Genomic DNA, 15,219 nt, shown 5'->3' on the forward strand with positions numbered 1-15,219 from the left:
TTCGCTCTGCTCGGCTTGCGCTGAAACGTCAACAGACCCTAGCATTGCGGCATCTACCAAGAAGCCAGCACGATGCCATCACCGTCACCCAAAACCGCCAGCCCACGCTCGCTGGTGTTTCTGCTGCTCGTTCTGCTCGGCTGCGGTTTCATCGCCACCTCGCTGGCCAGCTATTACGCGGCCCTCGACTCGATCCGCGACAACATCGTCAACACCGAGCTGCCGCTCACCTCGGACAACGTCTATTCGGAAATCCAGAAGGACCTGGTGCGCCCCATCCTCATCTCCTCGATGATGTCCCGCGATACCTTCCTGCGTGACTGGGTGCTCGGCGGCGAGCAGGATCTCGAGCCCATGACCCGCTACCTGCAGGAAGTGCAGAGCCACTACGGCACCGTCACCAGCTTCTTCGTCTCCGAGCAGAGCAAGACTTACTACCAGGCCAAGGGCGTGCTGAAGCAGATCGACGAAAAGGCCAGCCGTGACGTGTGGTACTACCGCCTGCGCGACATGAAGGAGCCCTACGAGATCAATGTCGACATCGACATGGCCAACCAGGACCGCATGACGGTCTTCATCAACTACAAGGTCTTCGACTACCAGCACCGCTTCATCGGCGCTACCGGCGTCGGGCTGACCGTGGACGCCGTGGTGCAACTGATCGACGAGTACCAAAAGCGCTATGACCGCAGCGTGTACTTCGTCGACACCACCGGCCGCATCGTGCTCACCGGCGCCAGCGGCGGCCCCATGGGCGCACGCATCGGTGACCTGCTGAGCGAGGTGGAAGGCCTCGAGGATCTGCACAGCAAGCTGCCGCATCCGCAGAGCGGCGACTTCTTCTATCAGGATCACGGCCGTGGCCACTTCCTCAACGTGCGCTTCATCCCCGAGCTGGACTGGTACCTGCTCGTCGACAAGCACGAGAGCGGCGCGCTGGCGGGCATTCGTCAGTCGCTCTACCTCAACCTGCTGATCTGCGGCGTCGTCACCCTGACCGTCCTGCTGCTGGTCACCCTGGTGCTGCGCCGCTACCAGGCCCGCATCACCGCGCTGGCGACCACCGACTCGCTGACCGAGCTGCCCAACCGCCGCGGTTTCGAACTGCTGGCCAACCAGGCCATTCAGGAAGCGCGGCGTAGCCAGAGCACGCTGTGCGCCCTGCTCTTCGACCTCGACGGCTTCAAGCAGCTCAACGACAGCCACGGCCACCTGGCTGGCGATGCCGTGCTGCGCGGCTTCGCTCGCCACCTGCAGCAGAACCTGCGCCAGTCCGACATCATCTGCCGTTGGGGCGGCGAGGAATTCATCCTGCTGCTCAAGGACACCGCCCTCGACGCCGCCCGCCAGCTCGGCGAAAAGATCCGCCAGCAGACCGCCAGCAGCCACTTCGAATTCGCCGGCCAGCACCTGCACACCTCCACCAGCATCGGCCTGGCGACCTTGCAGGAAGGCGACGACCTGCAGGCGCTGATCGCCCGCGCCGACCGCGCTCTGTATCGCGCCAAGCAGGCCGGGCGCAACCGCATGTGCGAAGAAACCCAGTGAACACCAGCCTCTGCCCCGCCTGTGGCCAGCCCAACCGCTGCGCCCAGGCCGACAGCGACGGCGTGGTGAGCCACTGCTGGTGCTTCGATGTGGAGGTCGAACCGCAGGCTCTCCAAGAGCTGCCGCCCGAAGCGCTGGACCGCGCCTGCCTGTGCCCGCGCTGTGCCCAGGCCCTGCCTGTGGAAAACGGCTGAGCGGCCCATGCGCATCGACCGCCTGCTCAGCAACCTGCCGCGTTTCAACCGTCAGGAGGCGCGCCTGCTGCTCGCCGCAGGGCGGGTGCGTATCGACGGTCAGGTCTGCCGCGACAGCCGCGCCGAAGTGCGTGACTTCCACCGCGTGGAGCTCGATGACGAGGTTCTGCAAGCGGGCAAAGCAGCGCGCTACTTCATGCTGCACAAACCGGTCGGCGTGGTCAGCGCCACCAGCCACCCGGAACACCGCACCGTGCTCGACCTGCTGGACGAGCCCGACAGGCACGAGTTGCACCTCGCCGGGCGCCTCGACCTCAACACCAGCGGCCTGGTGCTGATCACCAACGACGGCCTCTGGTCACGCCGCGCCACCGCCCCCGACGGCAGCCACGCCAAGGTCTATCGGGTGGAAACCGAGCAGGTCATCGACCCGGCAGCCATCGAGGTGTTCGCCAACGGCCTGTACTTCGCCTACGAGGACCTGACCACCCGCCCTGCATTGCTGGAAATCGAAGCACCACACAGCGCCAGGCTGACCCTGCACGAGGGCCGCTACCACCAGATCAAGCGCATGTTCGGGCACTTTCAGAACAAGGTCATCGGCCTGCACCGCGAGAGCCTTGGCACGATTCGGCTCGACCCTGCCCTGCCGCCGGGCGCCTACCGGCCGCTCACCCAGGCGGAAATCGACAGCATCTGAGCAAGTAACGGCACATGCCTTGTCAGTGCCCCGCAGCGCTGCTTAACTCGAACGAGACATCGCAGCGGTGCGTGCCAATGCCCGTGCGCTCTCTGCTGTCGTATTCCGGTTGCTCGCGCCTGCCGCGAGAGGGCTCCTGCCTGGGGAGATGAACGAATTCCGCCGCCGTGCGCGCGCAGGTTCCTTCTACCCAGCCCTAACCATCTGATTTTTATTATAAATCATAAGATTCTCCTGACTGACATGCGCTTGTCACGCCGCGGCGCTTTGCTAACCATCCGACTTGCCCGGTTTACGGCCCCGCCCGTCAGCCGTGTTCATCTTTTGCGCCAGGAGGAATACACATGAAGCCAGCAACCGCTGTCGTCGATGTCCACGGGACGTACAAGGTACACACGGAATTTCATACCAACCCCGCGGCCCGCAAGACCATCATCCTGGTCAACGGCTCGCTGTCGACGACCGCCTCCTTCGCGCAAACGGTCAAATACCTCGGCACCCAGTTCAACGTGGTGCTCTACGACCAGCCCTATGCGGGCCGCTCCAAGCCCCACAACCGCAACGACCACTGCCTCAGCCAGGAAGACGAAGCCGCGATCCTGCTGGACCTCATCGACCACTACCAGGCGCAATACCTGATGGCCTTCTCCTGGGGCGGCATCGCCAGCATGCAGGCCCTCTGCGAACGCCCGGCCAGCCTGGAAAAAGCGGTGTTCGCCTCGTTCTCGCCGGTGCTCAACGCGCCCATGCTCGACTACCTGGGCCGCGCCCTGGCGTGCCTGCAGGACAGCGACAGGGTCGGCCACCTGGTCAACGACACCATCGGCAAATACCTGCCCGCGCTGTTCAAGCGCTACAACCACAAACACATCAGCAGCCTGAGCCACCACGAATACCGGCAGATGAACGCGCACATTCAGCAGGTGCTACGCATGCGGGCCCACTGCCACATGGACCGCCTGGCAAGCATCGACATCCCCCTGCTGTTCATCAACGGCGAACACGACGAATACACCAGCGCCAGCGACGCCCGCCTGCTCGCCCAACACATCGACGACTGCCAGTTCGCCACCGTCGACAACGCTGGCCACTTCATCGACATGGAACACAAAGGCGCCTGGCTGCAGACCCAGAACGCCCTGCTCGGCTTCCTGCAAGGCAGCACCGCCAGCAGCCGGCGCTACACCAGCTACCCCGGCCTGCCGCACGCCATGGCCGTATGAGCAGCAGAAAACAGAGCCCGTACACCGCTCCAGACACATTTCTGGCCGACGTGGGCTTCATTTCGCAGACGACTTCCGGTATAAAGACGCACGCAAAAGCGGGCTTCGTATAATGGCATTACCTGAGCTTCCCAAGCTCATGACGAGGGTTCGATTCCCTTAGCCCGCTCCAGATCGGAAACACTAAAGCCCTGTTTTTACAGGGCTTTTTTGTGGGCGGCGTTTAGATGTGTCGAAGAAGTGTCGAAAGCTACTTCAACCACCACAACGCCCAAGCTGCTCCTGATAACGGGCGTTCTCCTGATTGAGCTCGTTACGTTCCTGTCTGAGCCGCTGACCATAGGGGCCATCGCCCACAAAAGAGAACGAGTTATCAATAGAATCCATACGGTTTTTATTGAGACGGATCTGGCTCTGAATAAATACGCAATTATTTTGCCGAGATAGTTGGCTGGACAGCTGAGAAATTTGGCCGTTTCTCTGTGTCATCTCGTTTTCAAGATTTTTATAAGCCCCCCGCCACTGCTCAAGGCTTGATGACGCAGATTGGTAATTCGCCTCAAGAAGCTGAACCTGCGTTTGAAGACTAGTAATTTGCATAGCACTCTGGTTCTCAGAAAACTTCTGACCAAACCAAAATCCAGCAGTCGCAAGCGCCGAAAGGACTGTAACAACACTGACTAGCAGCGCCCAAACCTTAACCATGCTCAGGCTGTTAAACCAATCATCGAAAGTTATCTCGTCATCCATGCACCCACCCAACCAAAGCTTTTAAACAACCAGCATATAAATAAAGTTGGGGCGTATCTAGAGGGATAGTCCAGCAATGGGACTCAACCTAATAGCATCGCTCAAGTGCTCAAGTGCTCAAGTGCTCAGGCGCCAAGTGCGAATAGCGCATGGTCATGGCCAACGAGGCATGGCCCAGGATCTCTTTCAGCGTGACGATATGCCCACCGCCCATGACGAAATGAGCTGCGAAGGTCTGGCGCAGAATGTGGCTGGCCTGAGCGCGGTCCTTGACCCATCTTGAATAGGGCCGGTCATACGGCCGGAACTCTGCCGGTCGCAGTGCCCTATCGCCCGAATGGTGCGGATGCTCGAAAAGAAGGTTTCATCGGGGTAACGCGACTTACCATCGAGATCCATCGTTAAGAGATAGCCATGTTCGAAGACGCCTTCTATTGGCAGAACAAAGCCCAGGACGTGAAAGCAGCGCCAAATCGGCTCTGGATCCTGTTCCCATACCAGCTCCATGAGCACCGTCTGGCCAATGAATGAGGCTGCGTTTGAAGCGTTGACCACATTGAGCTGATTAGGCATGGCTGTAGTCCCCTGGATTGAAGGCGGTCTTGCCCTTGTTCATGTCGGCGCGGATATGAGCCAGGTTGACCATGCGGAAGTCCGCCAGCCGCATGCTGGGAATGGCGCCGGTATCGACCCAGTTGATGGCCTCCTCAACCGACACGCCGCTCATTTCAGCGAAGGTCTTGATGCTGCAGAGGTCGAGGCTGTCGTCTTTCTTCTTCATAGCGTCCATTCCTGTTCAAGAAGCTGCTGATGCAGCAGGGCCACATTGACCATGGTGCGTTTGCCGACCTTCTGCGAAGGCAGGTAGCCGCACTCGAGCCAGCTGCGCACCACCAGGGGTTCATCCGCCATGCCGATCCATTCGGCGAACTTCGGCCATGGCATCAAAGGCGGCGCGCCATGGAGCTTTTGGGAGTCGAGACCTTCCTTATCCATCTGCTTTGTTCCACTATGTTCAGCATTTTTCGGAATGCTTGAGCCGGCCTCAAGTTAATAATTACCTCAGGTCAATTATTGACTCGACGCTTTTGTCGCGTCAATAGTTACCCTCGCTGCGATGGTTATATTTTTTCTATATGGAAAGCTCAGCAGATAGAGCGCGCTCATTGATCAAGACGGTTGGCCCTAAGAAGCTGAGCCAGATGAGCGAGACAGATCACAGCCGGTGGCTGAACGTGAGCAAGGGAGCTGTTCGTGTGAGCACGGACGAGCTAGACGTACTGGTCAAGATCTATCCGCAGTACGCCCTATGGCTGGCAAGCGGCCAGATCGCGCCCGAGGCTGGCCAAACCAGCCCGGATTACGACGAAACCAGCCGAAACTTGAGCCAACCCAACGCGGGATAGCGATCACACAGGAAGTAGCTAGGCGCTGGATTGCCCGCAGAAAGGACTCTGACGATGAAGAAGACCATTAGAGCAATAGTCATTGCACTTATCGCGCTAACCACCTTGAGCGCGATTGCCGAGCATAAAGACCCCACTCAAAGCGACGTCATAGACTCGGCAAGCAAGGCCATCACCGACCTGATCATCAAGCCAATGCATCAGGACTTGAACGACAGGATGATGCGCGGCTTTGCAGAGAACGGAGGCTCGATGGCTCCGGGTGCAAAGACCTACCTAAAAAAGAGAAAGATCGAAGAACAGATTGCCTACGACGAAGCCATGAAGCGGAAGCACGCCGCCATCGTGGAATCGAAACGCTGCAAAGTCGACTGCAAGCCCCTCCCGATTCAAGAATGCCTGAAACCCGACTACACCATTGATGAAGATGTAATCGGGTGCTCAAAAGGCGAGATAACTAAATCGTGGTAAATACCACCCCCCAAAAAACGAAGGTAATCTTAATACCTAGCTATCCGTTTCTTTATTAGAAGCAGAACTAACAACTACTTTTGCAATGACATCATGAGAAGCTTCATTTGAAAGCGATGACTCCAACTTATCAATTAGAGCCTCTTTATTCCTCAACGACGAAACTGCCCCCTTACTCAGTCCAAAGCGATCGCGAGCTATTTTTTCCAAAAGGTCTCTAGAGACCTTAGGCGAGGCAAGCTTAGACCTAATCTCTTCCAGAGTTAATGCCCCCACATCAGGAAGCTGAGGTCTTGCACTTTTACCACCACGCATCTTACCGGTGTTCAAATACATATCACTTAACTGCCCAAGATGCATGGAATGCAAGCTTGACAGCAATGCTTTATAATCACGAAGAGTTCCAGGATCAACTCCCAAAGACACAAGATACTTAAAATTACACTCTAGGATAGATATAATTTTTTTGTGCCGTTCAGATAGACCTTCACCTTGCTGTGACACTAGACGAACCTCGCAATAATCTCTTTACATGCGCTCTCCATCATGGGAAGCGCAAGGTCTCTATTAGCGCTAGAATGGGCAGCCCAGAGCGGTAGACCTTGATCAACAGCCTCCGGAACGCCAGTCAAGCTACTCACAACTGTTTTGATTATATTGGCACCCCACCGGGTGCGCAATGCGGTCAACTGTTCCGTATGAATATTGGTAAAGCCAGACAATGAATTACCCGCACGCTTTGCCAGAAACGGCACAATGGCGGCCATTTTGGTTACAGGTCTATACGATGCAGGAACGTCTTTAGACGCAACACCGGCAGAACTTCTTAGGAACTCCAACTTCTTGTCAATCTTAGCATCAACAAGAACTTGAAAGTGGGTAACACCCCGACTTGACATAATATCAGGAACAACAGGAACAACGTAGTAATCACTAGCCGCCAATGCATTCTGACTAACAAGCTTAGTTGCAGGCGGACAATCAAATATAACATAGTCATACTCACTATCCGCATTAATAGCATCAAGCCACTCAGACATCAATGTTCTTTTATGCCACTCCGATATCACTGGCGATCCCATTGTTGTTGATGCCATCTCAATTTCAGTATCATCAAGCTCAAACTGAGCAGGAACTAAATCTAGATTAGGATATAAGCTCTTACGACCGGGGCGTCGCTGCACCATAATAGAGGGGTGAATTATTTCTCGCCCAGGCATACTGACTTTTCGATTACAAAATGACTCAAATACCGAATTCACTGTTAAACGATCATTAACAGCCTTCTGCCAAAGAACATCCCCCATTAAAACTAAGGATAGGCTCGATTGGTGATCAACATCTACGAGCAGAACTTTTTTACTTGTAGCGAGATACGTGGCCAGATGAAAAGCCAGGGTAGACTTACCAACTCCGCCTTTAAAATTGATAATTGAAATTTTCTTAGCCATCCGATGCATCCCCATCCTAGAAATATGATTGCGGCTCAAGGCCAAGTGCCACCATAACATTTTCCATGGCTACTGAAGAAGAAATACAAAGGTAATACTTGACAAATTACTGAATTATAAAGCAAAGGTAATGAAAAGCATGCGAGTTACACGGTTATGTGAGCAGTAGGGAGGGAGGGAGACGGAGCAGAGGTTGGATTTGCCCGATGCTACCTAAAAACAATGCAAGTCACAGCAGATCAATGCTGTCATAGCGAATACGGCAAAAGCCGAAGTGCTTGGGGAAGCAGGCCACAGCGGAGCAATGCGGAAACCTCGACACGGGTTCAAGTCCCCTCGCCGTAGGTGCGGGGGTATGTCGAAAAAGTGTCGAAACCAATGCGGTTCAAAGCGGAGTAAAGCGTGTAAAATCCGCGCCCAAGCGAGCAATGCATGGGCTTTGCGGAGCATTGCGGGAGCTGGAAAAGGGTTCGATTCCCTTATCCCGCTCCAGATCGGAAACACCATAGCCCTGCTCTCGCAGGGCTTTTTCGTATCTGGGCGGGAGCCGTTCCTCGTTGTGGCACGTGACGCGAAGAGTAGCTGCCACTGCCTGCAACCCCGTGCCATTCAGGCAGCCGGATGACCGCTTGTACCCAGACCACACCGCCCGCTGGAATCCGCCACCTAGATAAACCGGATGATGAGAAAGATGACCAGGCAACGCGCTTACCCATTAGCAGTAATGCTTCTCGCTTTTCTTTTCTCTAGCTTTTCCCATGCGGAGTCTCGACAGGTGGTCGATGTACTGGGCCGCAGCGTCACGGCGCCCTTGCCGGCCAAGCGGGTGATTCTGGGTTTCAACTTCGAAGACTACATAGCCGTAGGTGGTGATTCGGCGTTCGACTCGGTGGTGGGCATTTCCCGGGGCGCCTGGGAAAAGAAGGTGCCCTTGAACTGGCAATTGCATGTGGCTCATCGCCCGGCCCTCGATCGCCTTGCCGATGTGGGCGAGGTGGAAACGCAGAGTTTCTCGGTCGAGAAAGTGTTGAGCCTCAACCCGGATCTGGTGGTGCTGACGGCCTGGCAATTCGAAGGTTTGCCAGATGAAGTGGTACGCCTGGAAAAGGCCGGTGTACCGGTGCTGGTCATCGACTACAACGCGCAGACCCTGGAGCGGCACGTCGCCTCCACCCTGCTGCTGGGTGCCGTGACCGGGCAAGAAGCCAGGGCACGGGAGCTGGCCGACCTCTATACAACCGCCGTCAAGGACGTGGAAAAACGTATTGCCGATGCGCACAAACCCAAGCCGCGCATCTACCTCGAATTCGGTAACAAGGGGCCGGCCGAATACTCATTCACCTACGGCAAGAACATGTGGGGCGCCCTGGCGACAGCCGCGGGTGGCGACAACATTGCGGCTCCCTTCGTGGAGTGGTGGGGGCCGATCAATCCTGAGCAGGTGCTGGTTGCCCGCCCTGAGGTCATTGTCATCTCCGGGCGCGAGGACAACAGCAACCCAACCGCGCTGTCCATGGGCCCCGGTGTAAAAGCCGAGACGGCGCGCCAGCAATTGCAGGCGTTTGCCTCTCGCCCAGGCTGGGCGCAATTGCCTGCCATCCACGATGGGCGGCTGTACGGGGTTTACCAGGGTGCGTCTCGCAGCCTGGGCGATTTCGCCATGCTGCAATTCATCGCCAAGCAGCTCTACCCGGAGCTGTTCGCCGATCTCGACCCCGTGGCCAATTACCTGAACTACCACCGCACGTATTTGCCGGTGGCCGCCGAAGGCACGTACGCCATCGGTCTCAATGATTAAGCCCAGCCTCCCATGACCCCATCGACACTCGAAAAAGACGCCATTGCCGAGCACCGTCTGCGTGAGCGCAAGCGTTGGCGCAACTGCCTGTTGTTCGTCCTTCTGTGCGGCGGCTGCCTGGTACTGGATATCGCCACGGGGCCTTCACTGCTGTCGCCCTGGGAAGTACTGCAATCGCTGCTGAACATTGGCGATCGCCAGCCAATGACCGACACCATCGTCCGTGATCTGCGCCTGCCCGTGGCACTTATGGCCCTGGCGGTAGGCGCCGCTCTGGGCGCCGGTGGCGCACAGATGCAGACCTTGCTGAACAACCCCATGGCCAGCCCCTACACCCTGGGCATGGCAGCTGCAGCGGGGTTTGGTGCAGCGCTTAGCCTGGCCTTCGGCAGCTTCGGGCTGGGCGCCTTGATCGGCGTGCCACTGGGCGCTTTCGCCTGTTCCATGCTGGCGGTTCTGTTCCTGTTCGCGCTGGCCACGCTGCGTCAGGCCGGTAGCCATACGATCATTCTGGGAGGAATCGCCATGCTGTTCCTCTTCCAGTCGCTGCTCTCGCTCGTGCAGTTCCTGTCCTCGCCGGAGCTCTCCCAGCAGATCCTCTTCTGGTTGTTCGGCAACCTCGGCAAAGCCACCTGGACGACCCTGACCATCACCGCAGTGGTGACCCTGGCCTGCTGCCTGATCCTTATGGGTGACGCCTGGAAACTGGCCGCCCTGAGCCTGGGTGAAGCGCGAGCGGTAAGCCTGGGGGTGAACATTCGCTGGCTGCGCCTGAAGATTTTGATACTCGTCGCCGTGATGACCGCAACGGCAACCAGCTTCGTTGGCGTAATCGGTTTCGTCGGGCTGGTAGCCCCACACATCGCGCGGCTGCTGGTCGGTGAAGATCAGCGCTTCCTGCTGCCGCTCTCCGCACTCTGCGGCGCCTTCATGCTGTCGGCGGCATCGGTGCTGTCCAAGTCCATCCTGCCCGGCGCACTGTTCCCGATTGGTATCGTGACGGCCATCGTCGGCGTGCCATTCCTGCTCTGGTTGATATTCGCACCACAGCGAGGCAGAGCATGATCCAGCTCGACGAACTCAGCATCGCCCGCGCTGGGCGAACCATCATCAACGGGCTGAGCACCAATCTTCAGGCGGGCGCCATTCATGTCGTGCTGGGCCCCAACGGCACCGGCAAGACCACCTTGTTACGTGCGCTGATGGGCGACCTGCCGCTGGCAGGCGGGCGTATTACCCAGAGGCAGCAGAGCCTAGCTGGCGGCCGGCATTCGCGACGAGTACTGCAAGCCTGGCGCGAAGACTTCGCCTATATGCCTCAGGACTGCAGCACCGAGGTGTCGCTGTCGGTGCTCGAGGTCGTGGTGCTGGGCAACCTGGGTCAGATCGGCCTGCGCCTCGATGACGCGCTGTTGCAGCGCGCCATGGAGAAGCTCGGCCAGGTAGGTATCGCGCACCTGGCCGGGCAAGCAATCGGGGCACTCAGCGGCGGCCAGCGGCAGATGGTTTTCTTCGCTCAGGTCTTGATGCGCGAACCGAAAGTCATGCTGCTGGATGAACCCGTCAGCGCCCTGGATCTGCGCCATCAGGTCGCCCTGCTCGACCGCGTGCAGCATGAAACACGCGCCAGGAACCTGGTAACGGTGGTCGTTCTTCACGACCTCAATCTGGCCTGTCAGTACGCCGACAATCTGCTGGTGCTGGTCGATGGCAAGCTGGCCGCCAGCGGCCATCCAGGCGAAATCATCACCGCTGAGCTGATCAAGGCAACCTACGGCGTCACGGTCGACATCCTGCGGGATCGGCAGAACCGCCCCGTGGTGCAGCCGCTCTCCGGTCAGGCATGGGCAGATGCCTGACCGGAACAGCCATCAGAAGGTGTAAGCGAACCCTGTCTGAACGGTGCGTGGCTCACCCGGATAGGCATAGGCGTTGAAGGCGCCTTCTTCGTAGCCCTTGTTGAACACGTTACGCACATCCAGATTCAGCCGCAGGTGCTCGTTGACCTGATAGAAGCTCAGCAGGTCGGTAACTGCATAGCTCTCCATGGTGTAGGTCTGCGCCGCCGTCTGGCCGGCACGATCATCCACGTACTTGAAGTTGGCGCCCAGGCCCAAGCCACGCAGCGCGCCATCGCGGAACTCATACACGCTCAGCAGGTTGAAGCTGTTGCGCGGGATGTTGGCTTGGCGGGTGCCACGCGGTAGCGAGTTGTCACGCGTCACCTCGGAGTCCGTATAGGCATAACCACCGATGACTCGCCATTCGGGCGTCAGATCACCCGCCACGTTCACCTCGAAGCCACGGCTGCGCACTTCACCTGCCGCAATCCGAAAGGCTGGGTCGACCGGGTCGACGGTCTGGACGTTTTCCTTGGTGACGTGGAACACCGCCGTATCGATGCTCAGCAAGCCACCCAGCGCTGCCCACTTCATGCCCAGCTCGTAGGCCTTGCCCTCCTCCGGATCAAACCCGCCACCCAGACGCGCCGCGCCGGAGTTGGGCTTGAACGATTTGGAGGCGTTGGCGTAGACGGCAACGCTGTCGGTCAGGTCGTAGATAACGCCGACACGCGGGGTTACGGCGTTGTCGGCCATGTCCCAGTCGGCGTTCACCGGCCTGAGATCATCATAATCATGTTCGAAACGCTCGATGCGCACGCCGCCCAGCACTTTCAGGCGCTCGGTCAGGGCTACCTGATCCTGCACGAAAGCCGCCCAGGTCTTCAGCTTTTCGCGATCATGAGTGGTGATATTGCCCAGCGCCGGGCGTGGCTGGCCGAGAATCGGGTTGAAGATATTGATCGGATACGCAGCGGTGGAGCGATTGATGATCGACTGGTAATCGTAGTTCTCGTATTCCACGCCAGTGATCAGGGTGTGGCCGAAACCGAAGGTATCGAAGTGACCGGTCAGGTGCAGTTGCACGTCATGGTCGGTCCATTCGAGTTTGCGGTAGTTGAAGTTACGGTTGAGCGTCACACCATCAGCGGCAACACCATTTGCCTCGACCGCATTGCCCTTGAGCGAGCCGTCGAGGTACTGATAACCGCCACTCAACGCCCAGTCATCATTGAGCTGATGCTCGAAGCGCAGTTGCACCATGGCGTTATCGTTGTGCAGTTTGTTGTCGGTGCCCTTCTCCCAGTAATAGGTCGAGTGGCTGGGCTGCCCGCGCTGGGTCGGGTAATGGGTCAGGCCGCGATCCAGTGGGTGATTGTTGCGCATGAAATCACCCTCCAGAACGATGCGCGTGTCGTCCGACACCTGCCAGCTCAACACCGGGGCGATGCCATAGCGCTCGCTTTCCACATCATCACGAAAGCTGTCGCCCCCTTCGGCCATGACATTCAGGCGATAGGCCAGGCGGCCCTCCTCGTCGAGCGGGCCGCCCGTGTCCAGCGTGCCACGACGCAAACCCTGATCGGTGAACTGGCTGCCAACCGTCGTACGCTGCTCGGCCAATGGCTGCTTGGTGATGACGTTGAAGGTGCCACCGGGATCACCGCGACCATAAAGCGTCGCGGCTGGGCCACGCAGCACTTCGACTCGCTCCAGGGTGTTGGCATCCGGCGAGTTGGGATAGCCGCGATTGATCGGGAAGCCGTTGCGGTAGAACTCACCGGTGGTAAAGCCGCGCACCGTGAAGGTGGTCAGCCCCTGGCCGCCAAAGTTGTTGGCGCGGCCGACGCCGCCCGCCTGATCCAGCGCCTGCTGCAAGCGAGTCGCGGAGATGTCTTCGATCACATCGCGGGACACCACGCTCACCGACTGCGGCGTCTCGTGCAACGCAGTATCGGTGCGCGTAGCGCTGGCCGAACGCGTGGCGCCATAACCAAGCACAGGGCCCGTGGCACTCTCGCTGGTGCCAGTGATGAAGGAATCCGGAAGCTCGACTGCCGCGCCTTCCGACACAGCCAACGTTGCGGCATGAACGCCAACGGAACACAGGGACAGCAGGCAGATTGAGGCGTGATTCCAGCGCATGGAAAGGCGGTCCTGATGGGGGGGCCGCGATTCTAATCCAGTTGATATTGACTAACAATTGCACTGGAGAATCAAATGCAAAACAGCGGATCTGCAAAGCACAAAGGTAAAGAGGCTGAAGATCACAGCCGCCAGGATCACGAGCAGACCCGCCCCGCCGGTGCCAGCCACTGAGCCCTGCTAGCACAGTCCCCCATCGCTATCTAGAGGGGCTAGCGGCACAGCGTCGCACCGGCGCGAACTCCAGGACCATAGAAAAGGTGAAAGAGTTATTTTAGTTCCAACACCGAGCCAGCTGGCGGCTCATAAATAAATCTGTCCCCTTTTCCGCTGGTATGCCCGAGCACATGGAGCCAAGTGCGAGTGAAGCAGCTCGAATATTAACGTTTGGTTAAGGGGCGGGCTTTAGCCCGTCCCAGTGAGCGAAGCGAACGGTTTGAACCAGTAGTTAGGAGACTACCGCACAAGTTCGACTAGCTCTTGAAGCCCATTTTCTTTTAAGAAATTCCTCAGAGAGTCAATCCCTTTTTGATTTAACGATATGTCATGGTCTTCCATTGGTGTGCATTTCTTAATCTGCAAGATTGAAACTTCGATTATTCCCACTGCAGTCATCATTGATCGTGTGAATTTACCGCGTGCTCGTGAGTCATTATCCTTGCCGTGGAGATACAACTCATTGCAACGGGATGCAATTGGCTCGTCATTAAATGTGATTGGTTTCGAAACATGAGCGAAGTCGTTTCTAATTTTCCTTACCAAATGAATGTCTTTGCGCACGTTTTCCGGCAAAAGACCGAGTGCATAAGCAGAGTCTATTCTTGAAGAAAAAGTCCCAAATGGCCCGTTAAAGTCGAACATCTTATTTATGACTTTATCGTTGCGGACGAAATGGCTTTTTAATAGATCACCAAGCCTTTCATCCAAATAGGCTGCAGCCATTAGTGCGCAACCGCGATCAGACTCTTGATTCAGAGTTTTTCTAAAGTCTGTTACTGCTCTGACTGGGGCGGCAATGTGATCGGGCATGCCTTTAATTGATTCATCAACGATTCCGCCAATAAGGCCGAGCGCGTCTCTTATCTGATCATCATCCATGTATGCGAGCTCTCCTAACGTTTGAATTGAGCGGCCTGCGCGGCTTTTCGCGCAGGTCCGCTCGAATGATGGGTTGGGCGTCTGGCGGTCAAATGTCGACCTCACCACGGATTAGCTCAACGGTTGGCTTAGCAACAGCCATCACTTCGGTAATCGTAGGCGGGCTACGTCGATAGGCCAGATTTAGCGATGCAAGCAAACGGCCACCATCAACGAGTTCAACCACAAAGCCTCTCTGCGCCGCGAGGGCTTGTTCTTTGGTCACTCCGCGAGTGAAATGGGACGAAGTCACAAGCAGAGAATTGGTGGCGCCATTGATTGCCATTGTTCCAATGAGTTCCCGAAGGACACGCACGCCAACCTTGTTCTTGGTGTGTTTGACCTGGGCGTAAACATCACCGTGATCGTTATGATCAACGATGACGTCAACGCCCCCATCCTTTGATCTTGCGGTCACTCGGGCATCGTAACCGAATTCGCGGAACACGCCCTTGGTCACGTCTTCTAGAGCCGCCCATGCGGTTGAAGAACCGCGACCAAGTAGATGCGCTTCAATCTCACTTTCGAGGGCGGCCAACTGCTGCTCATCTGGCC

17 protein-coding genes, 1 tRNA gene and 1 pseudogene are annotated in these 15,219 nt (G+C 57.4%); 10 read left to right on the plus strand and 9 right to left on the minus strand.

Annotation, left to right across the window (positions count from 1 at the left end; genetic code table 11):
- The first annotated feature begins 72 nt into the window (after positions 1–72).
- From QRN22_RS00970 to QRN22_RS00990, 5 genes are all read left to right on the plus strand, one after another.
- Complete coding sequence (locus tag QRN22_RS00970) at positions 73–1,548, plus strand: sensor domain-containing diguanylate cyclase (RefSeq protein ID WP_042555329.1); 1,476 nt, start codon at positions 73–75, stop codon at positions 1,546–1,548.
- Positions 1,545–1,742 carry a cysteine-rich CWC family protein gene (locus tag QRN22_RS00975; protein WP_285400852.1) on the plus strand — a complete coding sequence of 66 codons (198 nt, stop codon included), beginning with the start codon at positions 1,545–1,547 and terminating at the stop codon, positions 1,740–1,742. Before QRN22_RS00970 ends, QRN22_RS00975 begins: the two co-directional genes overlap by 4 nt.
- 7 nt (positions 1,743–1,749) lie before the next feature.
- Positions 1,750–2,442, plus strand: coding sequence for a pseudouridine synthase (locus QRN22_RS00980; RefSeq protein ID WP_042555327.1), 693 nt, complete (start codon positions 1,750–1,752; stop codon positions 2,440–2,442).
- A gap of 344 nt (positions 2,443–2,786) precedes the next feature.
- Complete coding sequence (locus QRN22_RS00985; RefSeq protein ID WP_042555326.1) at positions 2,787–3,665, plus strand: alpha/beta fold hydrolase; 879 nt, start codon at positions 2,787–2,789, stop codon at positions 3,663–3,665.
- 98 nt (positions 3,666–3,763) lie between these two features.
- A tRNA-Gly gene (locus QRN22_RS00990) sits at positions 3,764–3,837 on the plus strand.
- Positions 3,838–3,920: 83 nt separating this feature from the next.
- Here QRN22_RS00990 and QRN22_RS00995 read toward each other — a convergent pair.
- The 4 genes and pseudogenes from QRN22_RS00995 to QRN22_RS01015 all read right to left on the minus strand — a co-directional run bounded on the left by QRN22_RS00995 (position 3,921) and on the right by QRN22_RS01015 (position 5,411).
- Complete coding sequence (locus QRN22_RS00995; RefSeq protein WP_042555325.1) at positions 3,921–4,415, minus strand: hypothetical protein; 495 nt, start codon at positions 4,413–4,415, stop codon at positions 3,921–3,923.
- Positions 4,416–4,524: 109 nt separating this feature from the next.
- Positions 4,525–4,680, minus strand: a pseudogene (locus tag QRN22_RS01000) (tyrosine-type recombinase/integrase); the annotation flags it as partial.
- Positions 4,681–4,980: 300 nt separating this feature from the next.
- Positions 4,981–5,196, minus strand: coding sequence for a hypothetical protein (locus QRN22_RS01010; RefSeq protein WP_042555324.1), 216 nt, complete (start codon positions 5,194–5,196; stop codon positions 4,981–4,983).
- Positions 5,193–5,411, minus strand: a complete 219-nt coding sequence (locus QRN22_RS01015; protein ID WP_042555323.1) for a hypothetical protein — start codon at positions 5,409–5,411, stop codon at positions 5,193–5,195. Before QRN22_RS01015 ends, QRN22_RS01010 begins: the two co-directional genes overlap by 4 nt.
- 170 nt (positions 5,412–5,581) lie before the next feature.
- Between QRN22_RS01015 and QRN22_RS01020 the strand changes: the two genes are divergently transcribed.
- A complete protein-coding gene (locus QRN22_RS01020; protein WP_082045845.1) occupies positions 5,582–5,821 on the plus strand; it encodes a DNA-binding protein in 240 nt (79 codons plus the stop codon).
- 54 nt (positions 5,822–5,875) lie between these two features.
- Positions 5,876–6,292 carry a hypothetical protein gene (locus tag QRN22_RS01025; RefSeq protein WP_042555321.1) on the plus strand — a complete coding sequence of 139 codons (417 nt, stop codon included), beginning with the start codon at positions 5,876–5,878 and terminating at the stop codon, positions 6,290–6,292.
- A 36-nt stretch (positions 6,293–6,328) separates the two neighbouring features.
- Here QRN22_RS01025 and QRN22_RS01030 read toward each other — a convergent pair whose 3' ends face one another.
- Positions 6,329–6,796, minus strand: a complete 468-nt coding sequence (locus tag QRN22_RS01030) for a hypothetical protein (protein ID WP_156152758.1) — start codon at positions 6,794–6,796, stop codon at positions 6,329–6,331.
- Positions 6,796–7,743, minus strand: a complete 948-nt coding sequence (locus QRN22_RS01035; RefSeq protein ID WP_197077040.1) for a ParA family protein — start codon at positions 7,741–7,743, stop codon at positions 6,796–6,798. The genes QRN22_RS01030 and QRN22_RS01035 overlap by 1 nt, the downstream gene beginning before the upstream one ends.
- Before the next feature lie 775 nt (positions 7,744–8,518).
- Between QRN22_RS01035 and QRN22_RS01040 the strand changes: the two genes are divergently transcribed.
- Genes QRN22_RS01040 through QRN22_RS01050 form a run of 3 tightly spaced genes read left to right on the plus strand, consistent with a single transcriptional unit; the run spans position 8,519 to position 11,400 of the window.
- Positions 8,519–9,541 (plus strand): ABC transporter substrate-binding protein, encoded by a 1,023-nt coding sequence (locus QRN22_RS01040; protein ID WP_231570201.1) that lies wholly within the window; start codon positions 8,519–8,521, stop codon positions 9,539–9,541.
- Between the two features lie 12 nt (positions 9,542–9,553).
- Positions 9,554–10,606 carry a FecCD family ABC transporter permease gene (locus tag QRN22_RS01045; RefSeq protein ID WP_042555318.1) on the plus strand — a complete coding sequence of 351 codons (1,053 nt, stop codon included), beginning with the start codon at positions 9,554–9,556 and terminating at the stop codon, positions 10,604–10,606.
- The gene (locus tag QRN22_RS01050; RefSeq protein ID WP_042555317.1) at positions 10,603–11,400 is read left to right on the plus strand and encodes an ABC transporter ATP-binding protein; all 798 of its coding nucleotides are present in this window, start codon (positions 10,603–10,605) and stop codon (positions 11,398–11,400) included. The genes QRN22_RS01045 and QRN22_RS01050 overlap by 4 nt, the downstream gene beginning before the upstream one ends.
- A gap of 12 nt (positions 11,401–11,412) precedes the next feature.
- Here QRN22_RS01050 and QRN22_RS01055 read toward each other — a convergent pair whose 3' ends face one another.
- The 3 genes from QRN22_RS01055 to QRN22_RS01065 form a co-directional block, all read right to left on the minus strand.
- Positions 11,413–13,527 carry a TonB-dependent siderophore receptor gene (locus QRN22_RS01055; RefSeq protein ID WP_042555316.1) on the minus strand — a complete coding sequence of 705 codons (2,115 nt, stop codon included), beginning with the start codon at positions 13,525–13,527 and terminating at the stop codon, positions 11,413–11,415.
- A gap of 456 nt (positions 13,528–13,983) precedes the next feature.
- Complete coding sequence (locus QRN22_RS01060; protein WP_052493834.1) at positions 13,984–14,625, minus strand: MltR family transcriptional regulator; 642 nt, start codon at positions 14,623–14,625, stop codon at positions 13,984–13,986.
- A gap of 88 nt (positions 14,626–14,713) precedes the next feature.
- The gene (locus QRN22_RS01065) at positions 14,714–15,202 is read right to left on the minus strand and encodes a restriction endonuclease (RefSeq protein WP_042555315.1); all 489 of its coding nucleotides are present in this window, start codon (positions 15,200–15,202) and stop codon (positions 14,714–14,716) included.
- Positions 15,203–15,219 lie beyond the last annotated feature (17 nt).

This window comes from Pseudomonas sp. MEJ086 (genome assembly GCF_030209025.1).
GTDB lineage: Bacteria > Pseudomonadota > Gammaproteobacteria > Pseudomonadales > Pseudomonadaceae > Aquipseudomonas > Aquipseudomonas fulva_A.